Raw genomic sequence first — 22510 nt, forward strand, 5'->3', positions numbered from 1 at the left:
AGTAAATAAAAAGTCCTGTCAGGACTTTTTTTATTTTATTTGCTCAACAATGATACAGCTGCTTCATCAGCAATAACAGTAACATTAGCGTGGTTTTGAAGAATTGATGCTGGAAGCTCAGTTGTCACTTCTCCTTCAACCATCCCTTTGATTGCTTCAGCTTTTTCTTTACCATAAGCCATCAAAACAATATTTTTGGATTTCATAATTGAAGCAAGTCCCATTGAAATTGCTTTACGTGGTACATCTGCTTCTGATTCAAAGAAACGTGCGTTGGCTTTGATTGTGCTTTCTTGAAGGTCAACAACATGAGTTGTAATTTCAGCAGGGGTTCCTGGTTCATTGAAACCAATGTGTCCATTTTGACCAATTCCGAGAATTTGCCAATCAATTGGATTTTCTTCAATAATTTGGTCATAATGTTTTGCTTCAGCTTCAAGATCAGCTGCTTTACCATTTGGTAAGAAGTTTTCTTTAAATGGTTTTTCTCCAAACAAATGTTTAGTCATAAAGTAACGGTAAGATTGATCATTTGAACCGTCAAGTCCAACATATTCATCCAAGTTTACTGAAACCATGTCTGTAAAATCAAGGTCTGAGTTAACAATTTGGTTATAAAATTCTACTGGTGTTGAGCCTGTTGCAAGTCCCAATGTTTTAGCGCCATTAGCCATTGATTCTTTAAGAAGTTCAAGTCCGATTTTGCCACCTTCAAGTTGATTTTTTACTACGATAACTTTCATTTTATATGCTCCATTTCTGAATTGGTATATATCAATTTTTCTACACTTTCATTATATCATAAATTATCTCCATGTCAACTAAAAATTGTCTTCAAAAAATACATTATGAAAAATAAAAAGTCCTTTTAAAAAAGGACTTTTTTTGTAATCAATTAAGACATATATTTTCCAACAAAATTCCAAACGTGGCTCCAATATAAGTCTGGATTAACTTTTTCTGATTCTCCATGACCCGCTCCATGAACAATCAGCTTTTCTTTCTCAACTTTTGCTGCATCATAGAGAGGATTTAACATCCTAAATGGAACGAAAGTGTCTTTATCACCATGAATGAACAAAATTGGTGTTTTACTTTTGGCTACTTGTTTAATTGCCGAAGATTTAAAGATATCATAGCCAGCTCTCATTTTGACAACGGTATTTGCCACATTAAGAACTGGAAATTTTGGTAATCCATATAATTGTTTTAATTGATAGGCAAAAACATCACCTGTTGATGAGAACCCACAATCTTCCACAATTGCTTTGACATTAGAGGGAAGCTTTTCGCCTGAAGTGTTCATCACCGTTGCTCCTCCCATAGAAACGCCCAATAGGACAATTTCTGCCTGTGGATCTTTTTGAATAATTTTGGCAATCCAAAGCAACATATCTTTACGGTCATCCCAGCCCATACCGATATAATCCCCTTGACTTTTACCATGTCCTCTTAAATCTGGTGTAACAACATTATAACCCTTATTGTAAAAATGACGTGTCCAACTTGCCATATCGGTCGATTGTCCACCATACCCATGAACAACAATAGCCCATTTATTTGTTTTAGTTGGTTGCTTATAATCTGCAGCATAGAGTTTCAACTTCAACTTATCAGAGGAGGTAACATAACAAGCGTCGGATTTTACGTCCGCTAAAAATGCTTTATTTTCCTTTTTTATTTCTTCTTCTTTTTTAGAAAGAGGTTTCTGTTTGCTCCCGGCAGTTAGAAAAGATTTATTGGTATGCGCGTTAACAGCTAAGTCATAAAAATAGTTTCCTATTGCGAAATAGCCACCAACCAAAACAACGGATAAAACTACTAAAATCCAAGCAATCATTTTTTTCCTTTTTTTCATAAAATTCCTTTTAATTTTTATTTTACCATTGTAATATTAAAATTTCTTTTTTGCAACTTCTTATATTATTTAGTAATAATCTTACAAAAGCGGTGTTTTTGTCATACAATAATTCTCATTCTTCCTAAAGCTAGTCTATCCAAAAAATGATATAATAAAACAATATGCATTGCTTTTTTATCAACCAATTGATTTAGTGATTTGAGAGAAAAATTACCTTTAAATCAACTAAACTAATTTGAAATAAATGTATTTTAGAATCCTTTTACGGAATGGAGTAAAATAAAAACAACTTATGAATATAAATGATTTTGATTTTGATTTGCCAGAAGAATTGATTGCCCAAACGCCTTTGGAAAAACGTTCTGAATCACGTTTGTTGATTCTTGATCCTAAAACTGAAGAGCTTGAAGATAGACATTTCTATAATATTATTGATGAACTTGAAGCTGGCGATGCTCTTGTTCTAAATAACACAAGGGTACTTCCAGCTCGTCTCCACGGTGAACGCGCTGAAACAGGTGGACATATTGAACTCCTCTTGCTTAAAGATATGGGGCAAAATCGTTGGGAAACATTGGCAAAACCAGCTCGCAAAATGAAAGTTGGTGAAGAAGTCGTTTTCGGTGATGGTCGTTTGAAAGCTGTCGTTGTAGAAGTCCTTGAACATGGTGGACGAATTGTTGAATTCAAATACGATGGAATTTTCCTTGAAATCTTGGAAAGCTTAGGCGAAATGCCACTTCCTCCTTATATCCACGAACAACTCGAGGATCAAGAACGTTATCAAACAGTTTTTGCAAAAGAGAATGGTTCTGCTGCTGCTCCAACTGCTGGTTTGCATTATACACCTGAATTGTTAGAAAAAATTGCTGACAAAGGAGTCAAAATTGTTGAATTAACACTTCATGTTGGTTTGGGAACATTTCGTCCTGTCAGTGTGGATAATGTTGATGAGCATCAAATGCACAGCGAATTTTATCGTCTAACTGAAGAGGCGGCTGCTCAATTGAGAGCTGTTAAGGCTAGTGGACACAAAATTGTTGCTTCTGGAACAACATCAATCCGTACTTTGGAAACCATCGGTAGTAAATTTGATGGGGATATCCAAGCCGATTCTGGCTGGACTGACATTTTCATTAAACCTGGCTATGAATGGAAAGTTGTTGATGCTTTTAACACCAATTTCCATTTACCAAAATCAACTTTGGTCATGTTAGTCGCTGCTTTTGCTGGCCGTGATTTTGTTCTTGACGCTTACCAACATGCGATTGATGAAAAATATCGTTTCTTCAGTTTTGGGGATGCAATGTTCGTTCGCCCCAAAAAATAATTAAATTCTAATTAATTTTTATAAATAAAAAAGCCTTATAAGGCTTTTTTATTTATAGTTTATACTTTCTTTACTCTATTTTGAAGACAACAACCATTCTTGACAAATAATGCATAAATCTTTTTTCTGGTAATCATTAAGACTTTCAAAAATAATTCTGGTTCCATTATTTTTTGGGTCATTGTTTATTCCTAGCAAATACTCAGGTGTTACTCCGAAATAATGTGCCAATTCAATCAATCGAATTCCCGAAGGTTCCACACCGTTTTTATAATTATGAAGCGCATTTCTAGGATATCCTAAATCTCTTTCAACTTGATTAAAAGACTTTTTTGATATTCTTATTAATTCTTCTAACCTTGGGTAGAATAGCTGATTCTCGGCCATAAAAAACCTCCTGCAATTTGTTTTACTTTTACTTAACTTTAATAGATGTAAATAATCATGATTCGAAAATCTAAGTAGAACCTAAACGTCTCTCTCATCAGAATTATCTTCTTTACTTATTTGCTCTCTCATTTTTTCAAGTTGAGCTTTTAATTTTTCTTTTTCTAAATCTTGCTCCTCTTCTTCTTTTTTACGTTTCTTCCATAAAATAAAGAACAAGAAGAAAAGAGCTAAAAGAATTAATAATAAACCTAACCAGATAAGCCAATTTTCATACCATGGAGTCTTTTTAACAGTTACATCTTTTGAATTTAATTTACTTGCTGTTTTACCTAATATTGTAAAGTCTTTTGTAAATTTCCATTGATAATCAAATTTTTGTTCTTTTCCTTTTGAATCAACATATGTGAACTTTCCGTCATTATTTTTTTGCCCATAAACTGTCATTGATAGACGATACTTACCCGCTTCAAGCTTATTTCCATCACCAATAAAAACAGGATAATCAAAATTACTATTTGGTGCCATTTGCAGCATCTCTTTGTTTGCCTTATAAGATAATTTAGAATTACTTAAACCTTTGACCTCTGCTTGAACATACATTTGATTTAGATATCCGGCCTTTGGATTTTGTAAATTGGCATTGATTACATTTCTATAATTAACCTGACTAGGCTCAACACTATTTAATTTCAAGTCAGGCGCAACAGTATTTTTATTTTGTTGCATCAATAAAGCAACAACGTAAGCATATTTATTTTGAATACTTAATCCCTTAGAATTTGAATTTGTTTTCTCCGAGTCCTTCTCTTTAAAAGTAATTCCACCAGCAATTACACCATTAAAATTTTCCTTTGGCATAGTAACGCTCACTTTTACTTGCTGTGAAGAGTTTGGTTGTAGTGATACTTCTTTTGGAATTGAGGCATAGTCTACTAGATTATACTTTAGCGTTGAATCTGCTTTAATTTTATTTGGTGAGTATTCAACCACACCGTTAATATTTGTTGTAGCACTAGCTATTTCTTCTTCAACTACTACTGTTTTGTCAGTAGTATTTTTCAGAGTAATCGTCAAAGTTTGTGATTGTCCTGGACTCATTTGTAAATTAAAGTATCCGCTATCGCCAATTTGGTTTTCTGGAAGAACCGGGTTCACAGAAAAATTAAATTCATTTGCATGAACTTCTTTACTGACAGTCCCTAAAGTAAAGATAGTGGCAATGAACAGTAAAACTTTTTGATAAATTTTCATTATGTTCTCTTTCTAGAACTACATCTCTGTAGTATTTTGATTAAAATCTTATAATAAAATTAAAATAAGTCCGCTATACAAAGTAGGGCTAATCCTACTTTGTATAAAATTGCTAAACGCAACTAATTAGAAGGTACATTATTTAAAGACCAAGTTAATTGTCCCTCATAGGTTCCCTTCTCTTGATGATCAACTGGAATATTCAATTGGATTCCTTCACCAGAGGTTGAATTCCAGTTTTGATTTAACTTAAAAGTACCAGTAGTTGGTGAAGTATTGGCATAAATCTGTAAGGCATCACTTGTAATTACTTTACTTCCTGTACTATCTTTGAAGAAAAGATATGAAGCCAAATTATTATTATTTGTTAAACCTTTTAAATCTTGAGTTTGTGCGACACTCACATACCATGGCTTCAAGGCAGAACCTGTCCGTGTGTCCGTAACAACCACATCACTGGAAGGACTTGTGGCCCATGAAATTAATGGTTTAGGACTTACGTCTAATGTACCAAAGTCGTAAGAATTTGGTGTAGAAAGACTTATAGAGCCAAAAGTTAAATTAAGTGTAATATCTTTTGATAATCCATTATAAGTATAAGTAACAGGACGAATATTACCATCTCCATCAATGATTGGATTATTGGCTTGTATAGTTTGCAAGGTTGTAACCAAATTTGACGGACTGCTAATCACTGGTTCTTCTATCGTTCCATCCGCTTTAAAAGCTAAAGCATAGGTCCAATTACCATCCAGATCTTTTTGATCTTTTAAATCGTGTGCATCATCACTTGTCATACTTGCATCATAAACATTAAGAGCTGTCTGACTATCTGATGAAATAACTGCTGCCTGTGGTAAAACAACAATGTTACTATTAGTAGAACTTTTTCCCAAAGTCCAGGTCACGGGTATTTCTCCATATGATTTATCTTTTACATTAGTATCACTAGTTGTAGGATCTTGAATTGTATTACCTGCATTATTTATTGAACTTAATGGATCACCACTCGTCGTAATATCTGTCATTACCCCCACTCCTTTTAAACCAACAATTTTTTGGAGTTGTGCTTGAGTCAATGATGATGCATTTATTGCCGAACCTTTATTCGGTAGGATATAGTTTCCAGCACTTAGACTAGTGGTGTTATCAGTAACCACATTTTGTACAATATAACTTCCATATATTGCTTGATCGTTTGTGCCATCTTGTTGATTTCCTACAAAATAGTCTCTCGTACCAAAGTTACGTGTAGCACCAGTAGTTCCAGCATTGACATCAAAATTAGGATTAGTTGATGGATAATTATTTAAAACCTTTCCATCAAATGCCATGGCTGTTCTAGATTTTATGTAATATGGTGCTTTAGCAGTGAAGCTAAAGGGAGCTGTTGTGCTATCACTATATCCCATCACATACATTACTTTGATAGAACTTGCATCAGTATCAGATGCTACCGAAGCCCATGCTTGCATCGTTTGACCAGCAACGGGGTTTCCTGTTGTAATATTAGATTTTAAATGATGTTGCCAATTTCCTGAATCTGCATCACCAGTTGTATTATATATACGTACCTGCCCTGGAACAACATAACCAATCCAAGTTGGATTACTTGGGTTGGAGAGGGAAGACATTGTATAATCCCCTAAAAATGCATAATTTTTGGCTGAATCTACACCAGAAAAATTATTAGGACTAATATTTACTGCACCAGATTTTGTAGAACTATCTCCACCATTAAACGTCAAAATTGGGAATGCCGCTTGTGTTCCCCAATAAGCTCCGTTATAGTTATTACTAATACTTGTTGGTGGATTACCGATAGGCTTCCAAAATAGATTACCCTTGTTGGTTGAAAGATCTAAATCGGATAAATTAATCAATCCAGATGTTTGGACATAGGGTGTAGAAAGTGTTGCATTTGGATAGGCAACCAATTGGCTTGCTGATACAACTGATGATGTTGAAGTAATTCCAAGAGTAGAATCAGTATCCATTTGAATCGAACCATGTTTGGAGTAAGTTGCAGCGTGGTTTGCTGCTGTAGCTCCACCTCCATTTTTAAAAGAACCTGCTACATTCACTACTGCTTTTTCTGTAATTTCTGCACTATTAAAATTGATGAGTGAACCATTGATAGTAATTGGGTTATGTGAAGTACTATTTCCTAATGTAATAACCGATTTATTGTTATTAGCTACAGCAATCGCATCAGTTAGATTATCACTACTTCCTCCGGATGTTATCGTACCAGAAATGGTAGTACCATCCCCAATTTTTATATTCGTATTGTATCTTTGACCTGAGGCTGGCATGGCTACATAATTAGTTGCATAAACCGAACCTACAGTGTTGCCATCTGCGTTAATGGTCATGTTGATTGTACCAACATTTGTATATGTACTATTTGAACCAGTTGACTGCCCGTCGCCGTAAATAACAGCACCATTTAAGACATTTCCGGATGCAGCATTTGCTGATATATTGACACTAATACTGTTATTTACTCCAGAACCAACGTGAGTCACCGTATTGTTATAACCTGCTCCTCCTGATAAATATGTACCAGAAGGAAGTTGGAAGCTTGAGCCAGTTGAACCTGTCAAATCAACATTTAAAGCTGTATTTCCTAAAATCGAGGATGCCCCATTAAAGAACGGACCTCCGCAAAGTTGTTTTGTTCCTGTTCTTGGCGAACCTGAGAAATCACCTCCATAAACATTGACTGTAGAATCACCAGCAATTGTCTCTACTCCAGCTTGGCCATAGTTTCCACCGGTAATAGCGTTGATATATCCGTTGTAAACATTTACTGTTGCACTTCCAGTATTATACAAATCTCCCCAAGAACCGCCTGACAAGAACCAATTGACTTGCCCTTGATTGACTTGTGCTGTAGTATTTCCCCATTTTGTAGTTGCGGTATAACCACCACCTTCAAGAGTATCAACAATAGCCCCATTCAAAATATTGTATGAATTTCCGACCTGACTACCATTAGATTGACCTCCATAGGTCCAACGGGCAATATCATTATTGTGAATAAGATAGGAATTACCGTTTTGTAAAAAGGCTTGACGATAGGTCCATACCGTTCCTCCGCCTCCCCATAAATCCCAGCCGGAATTAATGGCAGAACTTGTATCAGTTTTACCATAAGCAACTGTTCCTTGGGCTGCAAGAGTTGTTTCTGCGGTACCTCCCATTGCACTACAATATACTACTCCGGCACCTCCAACAGAATTATCAGCATTTGCCGTTCCAGCTTCTAAAACTGATTGTCCTTGAAGATACCCATTTGAACTTGCACCATATGAATAACCTGTCCAATCGTTTGCTCCACCACCCGATGTTGTTGACATAACACCTGATTGTAACCAAGTATAAACATCGCCATAAATTGCATTACTAGTAATTTTTTGGGCATTTGAAACTACAGTGGTAGATGGAAGCTGTCCGTAAGCTTTAGCATCTGTTACACCCACTGCACTATCAAGACCAGTCTGACTTCCAAGTCCCCATTGTGATGGAGAAATCTTTAGAGAATCATGACCATTACCACCAACTATTCCATAAACTGCCCCAGCTGTTCCAGTGGTAAAAGCAGATTTAATATAGTTAGTAATATTAGCATATAATATCCCTTGAGCCGCGGTAGTGGCGTTGGTTGCCTGAGCATATGAAGCTCCTGTTCCAGCATTACCACCTGTAAATAAAGCTTGACCTGTTGTGAAGGATGATGTATTGTAACTATTTGAGATAACATTTCCGGCACCAGATGTCCCTATATTCCCTTGGAATGAACCTCCGTTAAAAGTTGATGCTGGACCACCAGCACCATTTATATTACTAGTTGCGCCAGTCCATCCTCCTGCCCCACTTAAAGTATTATAGATTGAACCACTTATATTTCCATAAACTGTTCCACCTTGATAAAGTTGGTATCTTGCACTTCCATTTGTTGAGTTAACATAAGTTGTAACATTCCCATTCACATTAACAGGAGAATTAGAAGTACCAATTCCAGCACCGTAGATATTTGTTATCTGAGAAGCAATAGCTCCACTTATATCAAGGTTTGTATTCCCTGAAATTGTTGCTCCTGATGCACTTCCACCAGTTACACTATTTATAGTAGATGATGACTGGGCAATCGTAACATGAGTATTACCAGATATTGTTCCAGCCGATGCATTACCACCATAGATATTCCAGCCCGCAGTACTTCCTGTTGCTCCAATATATAGGTTTGTATTTCCAGATATATCACTATTGTCCGTTCCACCATAAATGTTAGGGGCACCAGTTATCCATGAGCCATTTGTTGTTGCAAATGCATTCCCTTGGGCATAAATATTATCCCCACTTGCAGCTACGGTTACATTGCGAAAAACAGTTGGAACTCCAAAATAGACATTTGAAGGTAAGGTTACAGTATAATTTGTTCCTGAGGGCTGAGAACTATTTGAGCTCGTAAGTAGATCGGCTGGATTTGAAATCCAGGTTAAACTTTTAGCATGCCCTTTTAGTGTGCTAAATGTCATATTAGTCGCACTTGGATTAGAAACTACTGCTTTTAGGACTGAATTACTTAGTGTTGTATTAGCTCCATAGTATAAAACAAAATCCGAAGTGCTAGCATTAGTTGCACTATACATTGCATAAAGCGCTTGTTGAACACCAGCATCTGTAGTTGGATAACTTCCTACAATTGTTCCATTTTGTACAGCAGTAACTTGATTAGTTGGTAACGTTAGATTAGCGATAGTTTGTTGCCATCCAAAGCTATTAGGCATTATTGCATCTTCAACTGAATTTTGTGGAAGTGGAGTACGACTTGGTTGTGAAACTGAATTTCCATTGAAAGTAGTGCTACTGGGACTCACGCTTTGACTATTTATAAGTGTCTGAGTTGCTGCTGACACCCCTTGAGAAGAAAGCATTTTTTCAAGAGAATTTATCTTAACATTTTCTTTTTTACTTTCTGAAGAAAATCCATTAAAATTTATCGTCGGTAACAGTGATAGCAACATTATAAAAGTCACAAGTTTAAATTTATATTTTCTTTGCATGAAATCTCCCTTGCTTGTTTCTCACCACTAAAAATATTAATTAGATGGTGTATCGTCAAGTGTCCAGGTTAAATCTGCTGTATACTTGGCTGCACCTGCCACACCTGCTGGAACAGAAAGTTGGATGGCTGTGTCCTTTGTAGCTCCATCTTTTCCTCCAAAGTCAAGCAAACTATTACCAGAGCCGTGACCAGCCGTTGCTCCCAATATTGTTGCCGATTGTACTCCAGGCGTCAAAACTGTAGTAGCTGAAGAAATATCTGCTGGGTTTGCTGTACCAGCTCCTTGAATCTCAGCATCACCTAGAGTCACTGTTGCTCCTGTTAATGTACCATGACCATTCGCTACTAAATTGCTATCTGCTGTTGTGAAGTCGGTCATTTGAACTTTTAAATTCCAACCTGAGAAAGTCCCACGATTATCTGCAACTTGAACATAGTTGGTCCGTGTCGTATTATCATCTAATTTTTGTGCAGCAGCATTGTAAACTTCTGCTTTATTGCTTACAGGATGACTTCCAAAATCAAAACTTGAGGCATAGACAATAGTTAAACCACTATCAGGCATTGTCGGTCCTACTGGATTTACACCATCTGGCTCCGTTGGTTTTACTGGAACAGTTGGGTTTTGCGGGTCAACTGGACCTGTGGTATCTGTTCCGGCGGTAAAAGTTACCTCTCCTTGCGTGCCATATGATTGTGTTGTAACTGCACTGGCAATTTGTGGAGTTACTGATGCTGCTAATAGCCCTAAAGTTGCTAGAGAGATATATTTTGTTACTAATTTAGACATATAATGTCCTCTTTTCTATAATAATGTGTGTTACAAATTAATTTGGCACGTTTGTCGGTAAATCAGACAATATCCAATTTAAAGTTGTAGTGTAAGCAGTTGCATCCTTGGGGGTATCTCCAGGAACAAATAATGAAACTGCTGTTGTTAAGCCATCTTCAGTGACCATTGAATCATTTCCCCACCGAATTACCCAAGTTCCAGCTCCTTCGCCAGTTGAGGCAAGAGCTACTTGAGTTTCAACACCGGGAATAAGTCCCGAAATTGTTTGTGCTTTGGGAGATTCTTCATTAGTAAAAGAAGCTGTTTCTGAACTTTTTAAATTAATAGTGGCTCCTTTAAGTACTTTGTACTTCTGAGGGCCTGAGTCAATTTGAATAAATTGTGTTTTCTCGACTACTTTTAAGTTCCAACCAGAAAATGTTCCTCGACGATCGGTTACTTGAACATAATTCGGTGTTAAAACTTCAGAATCAAAATACTTTTGGGCTTTAGCTAAATATGTTTGATCTTTATTAGAAATTTTATGATTTCCAAAGTCAAAACTTGAAGCAAAATCAATTGTCAGTGAGCCATTTCCCCCTGGATTAGGCTTTGAACCATCTGGATTTTGTGGAAATACAGGTAAAGTTGGATCAGGTTTGTTAGGGTTAACAGGGGGTTGAATTCCGCTACCTGGACCAAAACCAACTATTCCTTGCGAATTATAGCTTTGGACTTCTGCTGCATTAACTCGAATTTCCAATCCTAATGTCATTAAGATGAGAGGTATACTTAACCATCTTATTTTTTTCACAGTACCCTCCTTTTCATAGTTTAGAAATTATAAACATTTAATTTCCTGGGGTATTCGTTAAGGACCAAATTAATTGTGTCGTATATGACGTCGCTTTATTTGTACCAGCAATAACTTTAAGACTGATTGGTGATGCTGTAGAAACTGCTTCATTACCCAGATGCGCTCCACCATTTTCTTGGTAATCTGCATTAGCTCCTAGACCATATACCCAAGTTCCCATCCCTTGATTTGGACCAGCTCCTAAAATTTTGCTAGCAGCTGTACTAACAACAAAATTAGTGTTATTGATATAACCGGGTTTTGCAGCAGTGGTTCCATCGGTATAACCTTTACTAAAAGATAGTTCTGCTCCGGTTAGCTTTTCTCCTGAAGTATTTTGAAATTGATCGGATTCTGCAACAGTTAGGGTCCATCCATCCCAGGTTCCGCGTGTATCAGTAACTTGAACATAATTAGGGCGTGTCATATCAACTGCACTTCCATCTTTATCTTTGCTAATCCACTGTGCATGAGCATAGTATGTAGCATCCTTTGAAGAAATTTTTTGTGTTCCAAAACTTAGACTTGAAGCAAAATCGATTGAAAGTGCTCCTCCTGTTCCGGGTGTTGGGTCAGTTCCATCAGGATTTGTTGGTCCTACAGGGACAGAGGGGTCTAAAGGATCAACGGGGTCAATTCCAGTATTGTCTCCTTCAGCAAAGTTAACATAACCATTTGATGTATAATCCCCACCGGTGCTTGCGGCATCAGCTTCACTGGTAATTATCGGTCCCACGATTAATGCAGTAGTTAGTAGTACTATTGATTTTAATAAAATTTTATTCATTTATTCTCTCCATTTATCAAAATCAGACTTACGGTGCTGGTGTAACCGCAGATGTATTTCCATCCCAATCATTTCCTGGAACGGCTTGCAAGCTCCAATACAAATCTGTAGTATATGGTGCCGCTTTCTCAATCAAACCTGCAGGAACAGCCAAACTAATTGCTGATTTTGTCGCCACTTTAGTATGATCTGTGGTATTGGCTGTATCAACTGAACTTGCATCATAGGCATCTACATCACCAAAATTATACAACCAAGTTCCTGCTCCTTCATTTTTTGCAGCTGAAACTAGTTTTGTTGCTACTCCTGGTGTGAGCGTTCCTGAAGCGACAACATCACTTGGCTTCCCAGCGGCAATCCCATTTCCTCCAAGGAGAGTGCCTCCGGTAAAGCTAATTTGTGCACCACTAAGTGCATATCCAGGATCTGTTGAAGTTCCAGTAGTCATATGAAGATCTGAAGCTTGTGTTAAACTTAATGTCCAACCTGATAGCTCACCTGATTGGTCTGTTACTTGAGCATAGTTAGGCACTACTTTTACAGCGTTAGATTGATCTTTTACCATATCAGGATGTGCATAATAAGTTTTAGATTGAGTGGAAATTGATTGGGTTCCGAAGTAAAGTGTTGAACCATAATCGACAGTAAGATTTCCAGAAGCGCCTGGAGTACCTGGGTCTACTGGTGTTACAGGATTGGTTGGGTCTGTTGGATCAAGAGGGTCGACTGGACCAGTTCCTGCTTGCAAAGTCAAATTTGCACTTGAAGTGTAATCTCCACCTGTAGTTGCCGCACTAGCGGTTGTGATTATCATTGGAGCAGAAATCAGTATGCCGGCAAGAAGTGTTGTTGATTTTAAAATTAGTTTATCCATTAAGTTTCTCCATTTGTTTTATCCTTAAAAAAGGTGCAGTAATCGACTATTATTTATTTTTTATAAAGTTAACCTCCCTCTTTCTTTTTTATAAACTATTATGCTTGCCAAAATTAATAAGCCAACATAACTAGTTACCCTTGATGAGAATTCCATATCTCCTGTTTTTGGAAGTATGGTCTGAGTAATTGGAAGGTCTTTTTTAGGATTTTCTTTGCTACTTGAACTTGATTCTGGTCCTACCCAATTTCCCGTAAATCCTACTTGACCTTTTGTATCATAACTTGTTGTATCTGCTGAACCCGTGGTCATCAATAAATTTGACGATGAGAATAGCAATAAAATAATCAATACTAATTTTTTCAATATTCTTTCCTTTCTTAATCTTTACATTTACAAACTTTTATCTTTGTAATCAATAAAAGACCTCTCTTTCTCTATAAATTCTAATGTAATTTTCAGAAAAACTTCAATTTTTCGGAAAATTTTTCATTATATTGCAATATTTTTGCTCAATTTTAGGTCTTGATTTGTTTAGGTAATAGAGTAATGTGTAATTTTACAGATATATTTATTAATAATTGTGTAGTTAATCTTGTACAAAATAATTTATTATTATATAATATAGTTGTATGTATCTAATTTTTTTAGTGACAAAGTAATTCTACAGTGAAAATTTGATTAGTTAAACGATGTTCTTTCCGAAAAATTGAAGTTTTTCGGAAAGAACACCACTAATAAAAAGTTTTTACTTTCTATTTTTCTAATGAATCTTCATATTTACTAAAAAAAAAACAATTTATTACTTTATAAATTGTTTTTTAATATGAAAAAAATAGTATAAAATTTCCCAAAAGTGATACAATGATAAGAAACATTTGAAAATCAACCACTTCTTCTGTCAGTAAAATTTACTAGATACTTTGCTGACAGAAATTTTTAAGGATTTTATACCATGAGTTTTATAAATATTGTTATGTTGCCTGATTTCATCAGTGTTATTTCAGATGGACAAATTACAACCAACGAAGTTCTTACCCAAAGTCATTTTAAAAAATTTGAAAGTAATCCAAATGGGTTTGTTGTTGGAATTACCGGATTTGAATTGATTACCAATAATATTCGCAAGAAATTTTATTATCAACCTAATTTAAATTTTGAGGAAGCTGAACTTTTGCTTAGGGCTGAACTTGAAAAATATAAAAGTAAGCAAGTTAATTTTGGTCAACATATTTCTTTTAATGCTGTCATTGCTGGTTTTCCTATTGAAACCCCCAAAGTCCCTAAAGCTTTAAGTTTTCATGTTGCAAATCAAAACATTTCTGAACGCTACTATGAAAAATCGGCAATTCTTTCTTTGATTCCCGATGATATTTCTTTTAACCCCAATCAAATTATTACTGATAATCTGAATAAATCTTTGAATATCACTCACACTTTTCAAGTTCAAACCCTTCAACGTAATGCACTCTATAAAGTTGCTGACCAATCCAAAACGGTCAATAAAGTTATTTTTCAAGAAATAATTGAACCTAAAATTACTGACAGAAATCACTATTCTAGCTGTCAGTGAAAATATTTGTTCTGTCAGTAAAAAAAAAGACTGAATTAATCAGTCTTTTTTTCATCGTTTTTCTTTTGATTGGCCTTTGATAAAGTCAATTTACCATGAGGATTGTATTTCTTTAACAAGTCATCAATCCGTTCATCGGTCCAATAATCGGCTGAGGCAATAAAATTTCCGTCTTTGTCACGGTCACCAATAATTTTAAATCCCATGTTTAATCTCCGAAAATATTGAAATTTTTAATCTACAAATTCAAATTCAAATTTTTGAATTCTAACGTAATCGCCATCCTTAGCTCCCATTGAACGAAGTGTTTCGTCAACACCCATCGCGCGCATTTGGCGAGCAAATTTCATAACTGATTCATCATGATCAAAATTAGTCATGATAAAGAGTCTTTCAATCTTATCACCAGATAAGCGCCATCCACCATCATCATCACGAGAAACTTTAAATGGTTTTTCTTCTTCTTCAAAGCCGTAATAAGCTGTTTCATCCGCTAATTCATCTTCATCATAAAGTAAGAATTCTGGTGTTTGTGCAAGTAATTCACTTGTGCGTGCAAGCAAACCTTGAAGTCCTGTTTTAGTCAGGCCAGAAACTTCAAAAATTTCAGGCATTTCTTTATCAGGACCTAAATCAGCAGCTAATTTTTCTTTAAATTCAGCTAAACGTTCGGCAGCTTCTGGCATATCCATTTTGTTGGCAACAATAATTTGTGGACGTTCCATCAAACGTAAATTGTAAGATTCTAATTCATCATTGATTGTTTTGTAATCTTCGTATGGATCTCGTCCTTCAAGTTCTGACATATCGAGAACATGAAGAAGGACACGTGTACGTTCAATATGACGCAAGAATTGAATTCCCAATCCTGCACCAGAGTGCGCTCCTTCAATCAATCCTGGCATATCTGCCATAACAAAACTATCTCCATAACCTACTTGAACCATTCCAATATTAGGAGTGATTGTTGTGAAATGGTAAGCGCCAATTTTAGGACGCGCATTTGAAACAACGGACAATAATGTTGATTTACCAACAGATGGAAAACCAACTAAACCAACATCTGCTAAAACACGAAGTTCCAAAAGTAGAATTTTATCTTCTCCTGGTTCTCCATTTTCTGCTACCTCAGGTGCTGGGTTACGTGGTGTGGCAAAGCGAATATTTCCACGACCGCCGCGACCGCCTTTAGCAACCGCAAATTCTTGGTCTTTTTCGATTAAGTCAACTAAAACATCACCAGTTTCGTTATCTTTAACAGTCGTTCCTTGAGGAACATGAACAATCAAATCTTCGGCTCCACGACCGTGCATTCCTTTGTTCATCCCTTTTTCACCTGGTTTACCACGGAAAATACGGTTATAACGGAAATCCATCAAAGTTGACATTCCTTCATCAACTTTAAAGATTACAGAACCGCCTTTTCCTCCGTCACCACCGGCAGGACCACCATCTGGAACATATTTTTCACGGCGAAAAGCAACTGCACCATCGCCACCTTTACCAGCTTTCACTTCAATTCGTGCTGTATCTAAAAACAAAGACATACAGTTTCTCCTCTAAATTTTCTTTATATAGTTTATTTATTATTTTTCCACAAAAATGCGTGCTATCTATTATAGCATTTTATCAGCTTTTTTTATAGCTTACTCTGTGCTAAAAAAGTGACAATCCTAAATTATCACTTTTTTTATTTTTAATTTGAACTTGTTGTTGTGCTTTGAGCAGTATTTTCACTACTTGCATCAGTCTTTTTCGCATTTTGAGCAGAAATAGATGCTGATTTTGAGGTAGATAATTGTGAAAGATAAGCATCATAAGCAGCTTTTGGCTTCGTATAAATACCAGCTTCCATATCTACAACTTGTGGTGCTTGAACTTGTTTAGCAACACTTGGATAATATGGCAGGCGGTCAGCTAATTGACTCAATGAAACCCGAACCTGATTTCCGTCACTCATATCAATGGCAATGAAATCTTTCGTCGCATCTGTAGGAGTTTTAGTAACATTAGTCATCAGTGATTTTATTGCTGGTTTAAGCGTTTCATAAGCATTTACAAAAGTTTTAACTTCTTTGTCATTAAAATTTTGTAAAACTGGCAATTTCTCAAGCTTAGTTGCATCAACTGGTGTTGTAATCACGTAACCGTTATTTAAGACAAGGTAAGTTTGATTATTACGTTTGACATAGACACTGTTTGTATGTTCTTTTACAATGGCCTCAAAACGATTAGGAAAATGGTAATTGATGGTAACGGCAGAAATTCTAGGAAATTTTTGCTCAATTGTCGTTTCAATTTTTTCCTTATTATTTAGGATATTAAAAATACTATCACTTGTTTGAATTCCAGAAGCTAATGCAACTTGTTCGCTACTTTCATTCGCATTTCCAGAAACACTAAAAGTTGATATTTTGCTTAGAGGTGAAATCAAATAAAGAGAGCCAACGAATACCAGAACAACAATTGCTAAGGCTGGCCACATTTTCTTTAAAAGTGGAGCTGAACCTTTAAATAAAGAAGAAAATCTCGAAGGTCTTTTGATTTGCTCTTCTTCATACTCATATTCATGCTCTTGAGAAAGTTGTTCTAACTGAGCAATAATTTTTTCGTTTTCAATCGGAGCTTCGCTTGATTGAATTTCTTTGTTATTAGTCTCAAAGCCTTCTTCTAACAACTCAGCTGACTCAGCTTCGTCTCTAGTGTCATCAAAGTTTTTTTCAGTTTTTGGGAGACTTTTAAGAAAAGGTGAAGAAAAATGAACCTTTTTAGGTTGATTTGCTTTCTTTTCTTTTTTGGCTTCTTCTGCTTTTCTTTTCTGATATTCAAGATGTTTTTGCTGCCAAGGGGTTAAGTTATTATCTTTTTCACTCATTTATTTACTAATTTCTTTCACTAGATTGTAAAGGCGTTGGCTAGCATCTGGAACGCCCGCTTTTAGACTAGCTGCTTGCATTTCTTGATACTTCTCATTATTTTCGAGTATATCTGAAATAGCTTCAACCAAAGTTTGACCCGTTAGGTCTTCGTCTTTGATGATAATAGCTGCACCTTGGTCAACGTATTCTTGAGCATTTTTAGTCTGTTGGTCAGCTGTCACATTTGGACTTGGGACATAAACGGCTGGTAAGCCTAAAGCGGTCACTTCAGCAATAGTTGTTGAACCAGACCGTCCTAAAAAGAGCTGACTTTTTGCTAAAAGTTCTGTCATATTATTAATATAAGGACGAATATCTAAATTAGAATTTTCTTTATATTGATTAAAAGTTTCCTTGTAATCATCATAATAAATCTCTCCTGAAGCATAAACGGTTTTAAATGAACGTTGTGCTAATTCAGGAAGGGCTTCAATAAAAGCATTGTTAAGTTTTAAAGCGCCACGTGAGCCACCAAAAATAACAACCGTTGGCTCTTCAAATTTTTCTACTTGAGCCGCTGCATCTGCAACTTCTTGTGCCCTTGGATTTCCAGTAAAAGTTGTTTTGCTCGCTGGAAAACATTGTTCTGCTGCGTGAAAACCTACTGCAATTCGGTCAACTTTTTTAGCAAGAAAACGATTAGTTATTCCTGGGAAAGAATTTCCTTCATGTATAATTGTTGGAATTTTTAATTGCGCAGCAGCATAAACAACTGGCCCTGCCACATATCCACCAGTTCCCAAAACAACATCTGGTTTAAATTCTTTCATAATTTTTTTAGCATCTGAGACAGATTTAAAAAACTTATAAGCTGTTTTTAAATTTTGCGGACTTAGTGAACGACGTAATCCTTGGATATCAACTGTTTTTAATTTAATTCCTGCTTGAGGGACAATTTTTGCTTCCAAGCCTTTTTTCGTTCCAATATAAAGCACTTCTGTATCTGGTTCTACTTTTTCCAAATACTTAAGGAAAGCTAGCGCTGGATAAATATGACCGCCTGTGCCGCCACCTGTAATGATAATTCGCATGTTTGTTTTTCTCCAATAGTTTGGGGATTCTCTGACAAATATTTTTGTACCCAACTTTCATTAAATCCTGTTCTCTAATAAACAAGAAAATAACGATAGAAATAAAGTACAAATTAAATCTGATAGCTGTCAGCAAGATGAATCGTAATTATTCTTTCTGTCAGTAAAATTAATTTTAACATAAATTAATTCAATAGTTGTCAGTACTTTTATTTTTTCAAATTTTCAAAGGCTTGAATGAATAAATCACCGCGTTCTTCAAAAGTTTTATATTGGTCCCAACTTGCACAAGCTGGACTAAGTAAAATTGTATCTCCTGCTTGCGTTTGAGGTAGAATTTCTTCGAGGGCTTTTGCAACATTTTCACTAGCAAAAACGGGAATATTCAATTTTTCTGCAGTCAAACGTAATTTATTTGCTGTTTGACCAAAAACAACCATTCCTTTCAAATCTTGCAAATCTTTTTCTAACTCTTCAAAACCATTTCCACGATCAAGTCCGCCAGCTAAAAGCCAAAGTTTACTATTATCAAAACCAGAAAGTGCTTTTTGAGTAGCCAAAATATTGGTTGCCTTGCTGTCGTTATAGACTTTACGACCATCAATTTCGCCAAGATATTGCAGACGATGTTTTACACCAGCAAAACTTGTCAGTACTTCTACAATCGCTTCATTTTTTGTTCCTTGTAATTTTGAAGCTACAATGGCTGCTAAAGCATTTTCTAGATTATGCTCACCAGGAAGTGAAAGTTCAGAAACTTCCATGATATATTCATCATTAAAATAAATTTTTCCATCTTTAGAATAAGCACCATTAACTTTTTCTTTTGTTGAAAAAGCAAGAACAGTCGCTTTCGTTTTGTCAGCCAAATTACGACATTTTTCTTGATTAAAATTGAGAATCAAGAAATCATCTGAGGTCATATTTTCTTGAATTCGCCATTTTGCAGCTTCATAGGCTTTTTGCGAACCATGATAGTCTAAATGAGCTGAAAATAAATTTGTAATTAAGGCAATTTTAGGGCGGAAGCTATCAATGCCCATCAATTGAAAACTTGAAAGTTCCATCACTAATGTATCAGAAGCACTCGCTTTTTCGGCTACTTCTGACGCTGGAAAACCAATATTCCCTGACAATTTTGCTGACTGACCATCAGCATTTAAAATATCAGCAATCAATGTTGTCGTCGTTGTTTTCCCATTGGTTCCGGTAATTCCAATGATTGGAGCTTCACTGATGAGATAAGCAAGTTCAACCTCAGTAATTACAGGAATATTCAATGCTTCAGCTCGTTCAACCATTGGGTTATCATAACGAATTCCTGGATTTTTAACCATTAGTGCAAAATCTTCATCCAATAAATCAATAGGATGACTCCCTGTGATGACTTTAATTCCTTCTTCTAAAAGTAATTGCGCTTCTTTATTTTCTTCAAAAGGTTTGCCATCATTGACCGTAACAATCGCACCCAACTCATTGAGCACAAGGGCAGCAGCCATTCCAGAACGGGCAAGTCCAAGAACTAAGATTTTTTGATCTTTAAATTTCGTTATTTTTTTCATTTTCTATTCCTTTTTAAGTTGTCAGTAAAATATTTCACTGACGACTTTATCTAATCTATTTTACCCCTAATCGGGCTTTTTTTCAACAGTCTTATTTACTGACAAGTCTGTCAGTAATTTTTTCAAAAAAATACAAAAAGCTGACCTATTTGTCAGCTTACTTTTTAATAAGATAGAACTCAGCAAGAAGAATTATTTCTAACCTAGAAAATTCGTTGTTAGCTTTGCTGACTTACAAATATACTAGTTGTTACACCGAGAGTCAGCAGCAGTGAATCTGGAAAGGTAGTCTCCAAGCATCTACACTTTATCCTGTTATAAAGTATGAGGCTTAGAGCGTAATAAGTAACACAAAATAACGATTTGTTTTGCTTGATTCTTACCATATTATGACCAAACTCAGTGGAAACACTAATTTTCCGATGAGTGAGTAATAAGGTATCTAGTAAGAGCACGCATTCACGCTTCAGAGTGTTATAAGCAGTGATACTTAGAGCGCTTGAGCATCTTCTTCTGAGGTTCTAATTCGAATTACACGCTCAACAGGTTGAATGAAGATTTTACCATCTCCCACTTCGCCCGTTTGAACTGCTTTAATAATCACATTAACAATATCATCAACTTTTTCATCGATTGATACAATTTCTATCTTTAACTTTGAAAGTAAAGTAGTTTCAATTCGTTGACCACGAACATATTCTGTAAATCCTTTTTGTTTACCATAACCCAAAACTTGAGAAACTGTCATCCCATGCACCAAGCCATTATCTGATAGGGCTGCTTTCAAATCTTCTAATTTATCTGTCCGAATAATCGCTTCAATTTTTTTCATATTTTTTCTCTCTTTGTATCTTACATTTTTACTGACAGACTTGTCAGCATACTTCAAAGACATCATTCAAAATTGATTTTACTGACAAACTCACAATTTTATATAAGAAATATCTGTCAGTAAAATTAAACTTAAGAATCCAAACCTAAGAAGGTTGGATAAGCAGTTTCTTCGTGCTCACTGTCGTCAAGTCCAATAGCTTCAGCACGGTCAGATACACGAATTGGCATAAACAAGGCAATTACTTTAATAATGATCCAACTCACAAGAGCAGTAAAAATAACTGTGAAGACAACCGCAGATACATTAGCCAAAAGTAATTTCCCAGAGCCATAGATTAAACCAGCGTAGCCTTTTTCTGGTGCCAAAGCCGGCGTTGCAAAAATTCCTGTCATAATTCCGCCAAACATCCCACCAATCCCGTGACAACCAAAAGCATCTAAAGCATCATCATATCCCAATTTCTTTTTAACTACAGAAATCATAAAGTATGATAAAGGACTAACCAAAAGACCAATAATCAATGACGACCATAAAGAAACAAAACCAGCGCCTGGAGTGATGGCCACCAAGCCAACTACCGCACCAGAACAAGCACCAACAATTGAAGGTTTACCAATCAATATTTTTTCAACAATCATCCATGAAAACATTGCTGCTGCAGCTGCTGTATTGGTCGTCATAAAGGCGTTAATTGCCACACCATTGGCAGCAAGCGCTGAACCAGCATTAAATCCGAACCAACCAAACCATAGGAGACCAGCGCCCAAAACAACAAAAGGAATATTATGTGGACGATAATCTAATCGTTCATAGTCTCGACGTTTTCCAAGTACTAAAGCAAGTACAAGTCCTGTCACCCCACTTGAAATATGAACAACATCTCCACCCGCAAAGTCAATCGCATGAATTTGAGCCAAAAATCCACCGCCCCAAACCATATGAGCCAAAGGATAATAAACTAAAATTAACCAAGCAGTCATAAAAATCAAAATTGGTGTAAATCTCATTCTTCCAACAACAGATCCCGTAATTAGAGCTACTGTGATAATCGAGAACATCATTTGAAAACCAGAAAAAAGTCCATCTGGAATATGATTAGCAGGGAAAAGTGAATTTTTGGCCATATCCACACCATTCATAAACAAATGGTTGAAATCACCAATCCAACTATTGCTTCCTGAAAATGAAAATGAGAAGCCAATAATTATCCATAAAATAGAAGCCAGAGCCATTGGTGCGAGAGACATCATCATTGTGTTTAACACATTTTTTCGGCGTCCAAGTCCTCCATAAAAAAATGCTAATGCAGGCGTCATCAAAAATACCAATGCCGCACAAATTAAAATAAATGCAATTGAGCCTGTGTCCATAAAATTTCTCCTTTAAAAGTTCGAGA

Annotated in this window: 19 protein-coding genes; 2 read left to right on the forward strand and 17 right to left on the reverse strand. The window is 35.9% G+C overall.

The annotated features are described in order from the left end of the window. Window positions 1–35: 35 nt before the first annotated feature. Both ACRYLU_RS07675 and ACRYLU_RS07680 read right to left on the reverse strand, forming a co-directional pair. The gene (locus tag ACRYLU_RS07675; RefSeq protein WP_058205784.1) at window positions 36–743 is read right to left on the reverse strand and encodes a glucosamine-6-phosphate deaminase; all 708 of its coding nucleotides are present in this window, start codon (window positions 741–743) and stop codon (window positions 36–38) included. Between the two features lie 152 nt (window positions 744–895). Then, complete coding sequence (locus ACRYLU_RS07680; protein ID WP_098393456.1) at window positions 896–1858, reverse strand: alpha/beta hydrolase; 963 nt, start codon at window positions 1856–1858, stop codon at window positions 896–898. Window positions 1859–2153: 295 nt separating this feature from the next. Between ACRYLU_RS07680 and queA the strand changes: the two genes are divergently transcribed. Continuing rightward, window positions 2154–3191, forward strand: coding sequence for a tRNA preQ1(34) S-adenosylmethionine ribosyltransferase-isomerase QueA (gene queA, locus ACRYLU_RS07685; protein WP_058205807.1), 1038 nt, complete (start codon window positions 2154–2156; stop codon window positions 3189–3191). 75 nt (window positions 3192–3266) lie between these two features. Here the strand turns inward: queA and ACRYLU_RS07690 are convergent, their stop codons facing one another. The 8 genes from ACRYLU_RS07690 to ACRYLU_RS07725 form a co-directional block, all read right to left on the reverse strand. Continuing rightward, entirely contained in the window at window positions 3267–3578 is a 312-nt protein-coding gene (locus ACRYLU_RS07690) for a helix-turn-helix domain-containing protein (protein WP_003130721.1), read from the reverse strand. 81 nt (window positions 3579–3659) lie between these two features. Continuing rightward, complete coding sequence (locus tag ACRYLU_RS07695; RefSeq protein ID WP_260311109.1) at window positions 3660–4832, reverse strand: DUF916 and DUF3324 domain-containing protein; 1173 nt, start codon at window positions 4830–4832, stop codon at window positions 3660–3662. 122 nt (window positions 4833–4954) lie between these two features. Continuing rightward, complete coding sequence (locus ACRYLU_RS07700; RefSeq protein WP_445080831.1) at window positions 4955–9904, reverse strand: beta strand repeat-containing protein; 4950 nt, start codon at window positions 9902–9904, stop codon at window positions 4955–4957. Window positions 9905–9940: 36 nt separating this feature from the next. Next, window positions 9941–10696 carry a WxL domain-containing protein gene (locus ACRYLU_RS07705; protein WP_260311107.1) on the reverse strand — a complete coding sequence of 252 codons (756 nt, stop codon included), beginning with the start codon at window positions 10694–10696 and terminating at the stop codon, window positions 9941–9943. 37 nt (window positions 10697–10733) lie between these two features. After that, entirely contained in the window at window positions 10734–11492 is a 759-nt protein-coding gene (locus ACRYLU_RS07710; protein WP_038601512.1) for a WxL domain-containing protein, read from the reverse strand. Window positions 11493–11529: 37 nt separating this feature from the next. After that, a complete protein-coding gene (locus tag ACRYLU_RS07715) occupies window positions 11530–12321 on the reverse strand; it encodes a WxL domain-containing protein (RefSeq protein ID WP_179884601.1) in 792 nt (263 codons plus the stop codon). A 28-nt stretch (window positions 12322–12349) separates the two neighbouring features. Further along, window positions 12350–13195, reverse strand: coding sequence for a WxL domain-containing protein (locus ACRYLU_RS07720; RefSeq protein WP_038601514.1), 846 nt, complete (start codon window positions 13193–13195; stop codon window positions 12350–12352). Window positions 13196–13255: 60 nt separating this feature from the next. Further along, the gene (locus tag ACRYLU_RS07725; RefSeq protein WP_038601515.1) at window positions 13256–13561 is read right to left on the reverse strand and encodes a hypothetical protein; all 306 of its coding nucleotides are present in this window, start codon (window positions 13559–13561) and stop codon (window positions 13256–13258) included. Between the two features lie 589 nt (window positions 13562–14150). Between ACRYLU_RS07725 and ACRYLU_RS07730 the strand changes: the two genes are divergently transcribed. Continuing rightward, the gene (locus ACRYLU_RS07730) at window positions 14151–14768 is read left to right on the forward strand and encodes a hypothetical protein (protein ID WP_445080832.1); all 618 of its coding nucleotides are present in this window, start codon (window positions 14151–14153) and stop codon (window positions 14766–14768) included. 35 nt (window positions 14769–14803) lie between these two features. Here ACRYLU_RS07730 and ACRYLU_RS07735 read toward each other — a convergent pair whose 3' ends face one another. The 7 genes from ACRYLU_RS07735 to ACRYLU_RS07765 all read right to left on the reverse strand — a co-directional run bounded on the left by ACRYLU_RS07735 (window position 14804) and on the right by ACRYLU_RS07765 (window position 22484). Then, window positions 14804–14974, reverse strand: coding sequence for a hypothetical protein (locus ACRYLU_RS07735; protein ID WP_012898204.1), 171 nt, complete (start codon window positions 14972–14974; stop codon window positions 14804–14806). A 27-nt stretch (window positions 14975–15001) separates the two neighbouring features. Further along, the gene (gene obgE, locus ACRYLU_RS07740) at window positions 15002–16315 is read right to left on the reverse strand and encodes a GTPase ObgE (RefSeq protein WP_003130743.1); all 1314 of its coding nucleotides are present in this window, start codon (window positions 16313–16315) and stop codon (window positions 15002–15004) included. 149 nt (window positions 16316–16464) lie between these two features. Further along, window positions 16465–17643 carry a cell division protein FtsQ/DivIB gene (locus ACRYLU_RS07745; protein WP_445080833.1) on the reverse strand — a complete coding sequence of 393 codons (1179 nt, stop codon included), beginning with the start codon at window positions 17641–17643 and terminating at the stop codon, window positions 16465–16467. After that, the gene (gene murG, locus ACRYLU_RS07750; protein WP_445080834.1) at window positions 17644–18717 is read right to left on the reverse strand and encodes an undecaprenyldiphospho-muramoylpentapeptide beta-N-acetylglucosaminyltransferase; all 1074 of its coding nucleotides are present in this window, start codon (window positions 18715–18717) and stop codon (window positions 17644–17646) included. A 209-nt stretch (window positions 18718–18926) separates the two neighbouring features. Next, window positions 18927–20279 carry a UDP-N-acetylmuramoyl-L-alanine--D-glutamate ligase gene (gene murD, locus ACRYLU_RS07755; RefSeq protein ID WP_260311105.1) on the reverse strand — a complete coding sequence of 451 codons (1353 nt, stop codon included), beginning with the start codon at window positions 20277–20279 and terminating at the stop codon, window positions 18927–18929. 490 nt (window positions 20280–20769) lie between these two features. Continuing rightward, the gene (locus tag ACRYLU_RS07760; RefSeq protein WP_058204314.1) at window positions 20770–21111 is read right to left on the reverse strand and encodes a P-II family nitrogen regulator; all 342 of its coding nucleotides are present in this window, start codon (window positions 21109–21111) and stop codon (window positions 20770–20772) included. A 131-nt stretch (window positions 21112–21242) separates the two neighbouring features. Continuing rightward, window positions 21243–22484 carry an ammonium transporter gene (locus tag ACRYLU_RS07765; protein ID WP_015426746.1) on the reverse strand — a complete coding sequence of 414 codons (1242 nt, stop codon included), beginning with the start codon at window positions 22482–22484 and terminating at the stop codon, window positions 21243–21245. Window positions 22485–22510 lie beyond the last annotated feature (26 nt).

The organism is Lactococcus sp. KTH0-1S (assembly GCF_052544945.1).

Excerpts from the sequence above, each read along its gene's own strand:
- ACRYLU_RS07675 (WP_058205784.1), bottom strand. The coding sequence starts at position 743 with ATGAAAGTTATCGTAGTAAAAAATCAACTTGAAGGTGGCAAAATCGGA.
- ACRYLU_RS07680 (WP_098393456.1), bottom strand. The coding sequence starts at position 1,858 with ATGAAAAAAAGGAAAAAAATGATTGCTTGGATTTTAGTAGTTTTATCC.
- queA (WP_058205807.1), top strand. The coding sequence starts at position 2,154 with ATGAATATAAATGATTTTGATTTTGATTTGCCAGAAGAATTGATTGCC.
- ACRYLU_RS07690 (WP_003130721.1), bottom strand. The coding sequence starts at position 3,578 with ATGGCCGAGAATCAGCTATTCTACCCAAGGTTAGAAGAATTAATAAGA.
- ACRYLU_RS07695 (WP_260311109.1), bottom strand. The coding sequence starts at position 4,832 with ATGAAAATTTATCAAAAAGTTTTACTGTTCATTGCCACTATCTTTACT.
- ACRYLU_RS07700 (WP_445080831.1), bottom strand. The coding sequence starts at position 9,904 with ATGCAAAGAAAATATAAATTTAAACTTGTGACTTTTATAATGTTGCTA.
- ACRYLU_RS07705 (WP_260311107.1), bottom strand. The coding sequence starts at position 10,696 with ATGTCTAAATTAGTAACAAAATATATCTCTCTAGCAACTTTAGGGCTA.
- ACRYLU_RS07715 (WP_179884601.1), bottom strand. The coding sequence starts at position 12,321 with ATGAATAAAATTTTATTAAAATCAATAGTACTACTAACTACTGCATTA.
- ACRYLU_RS07720 (WP_038601514.1), bottom strand. The coding sequence starts at position 13,195 with ATGGATAAACTAATTTTAAAATCAACAACACTTCTTGCCGGCATACTG.
- ACRYLU_RS07730 (WP_445080832.1), top strand. The coding sequence starts at position 14,151 with ATGAGTTTTATAAATATTGTTATGTTGCCTGATTTCATCAGTGTTATT.
- ACRYLU_RS07735 (WP_012898204.1), bottom strand. The coding sequence starts at position 14,974 with ATGGGATTTAAAATTATTGGTGACCGTGACAAAGACGGAAATTTTATT.
- obgE (WP_003130743.1), bottom strand. The coding sequence starts at position 16,315 with ATGTCTTTGTTTTTAGATACAGCACGAATTGAAGTGAAAGCTGGTAAA.
- ACRYLU_RS07745 (WP_445080833.1), bottom strand. The coding sequence starts at position 17,643 with ATGAGTGAAAAAGATAATAACTTAACCCCTTGGCAGCAAAAACATCTT.
- murG (WP_445080834.1), bottom strand. The coding sequence starts at position 18,717 with ATGCGAATTATCATTACAGGTGGCGGCACAGGCGGTCATATTTATCCA.
- murD (WP_260311105.1), bottom strand. The coding sequence starts at position 20,279 with ATGAAAAAAATAACGAAATTTAAAGATCAAAAAATCTTAGTTCTTGGA.
- ACRYLU_RS07760 (WP_058204314.1), bottom strand. The coding sequence starts at position 21,111 with ATGAAAAAAATTGAAGCGATTATTCGGACAGATAAATTAGAAGATTTG.
- ACRYLU_RS07765 (WP_015426746.1), bottom strand. The coding sequence starts at position 22,484 with ATGGACACAGGCTCAATTGCATTTATTTTAATTTGTGCGGCATTGGTA.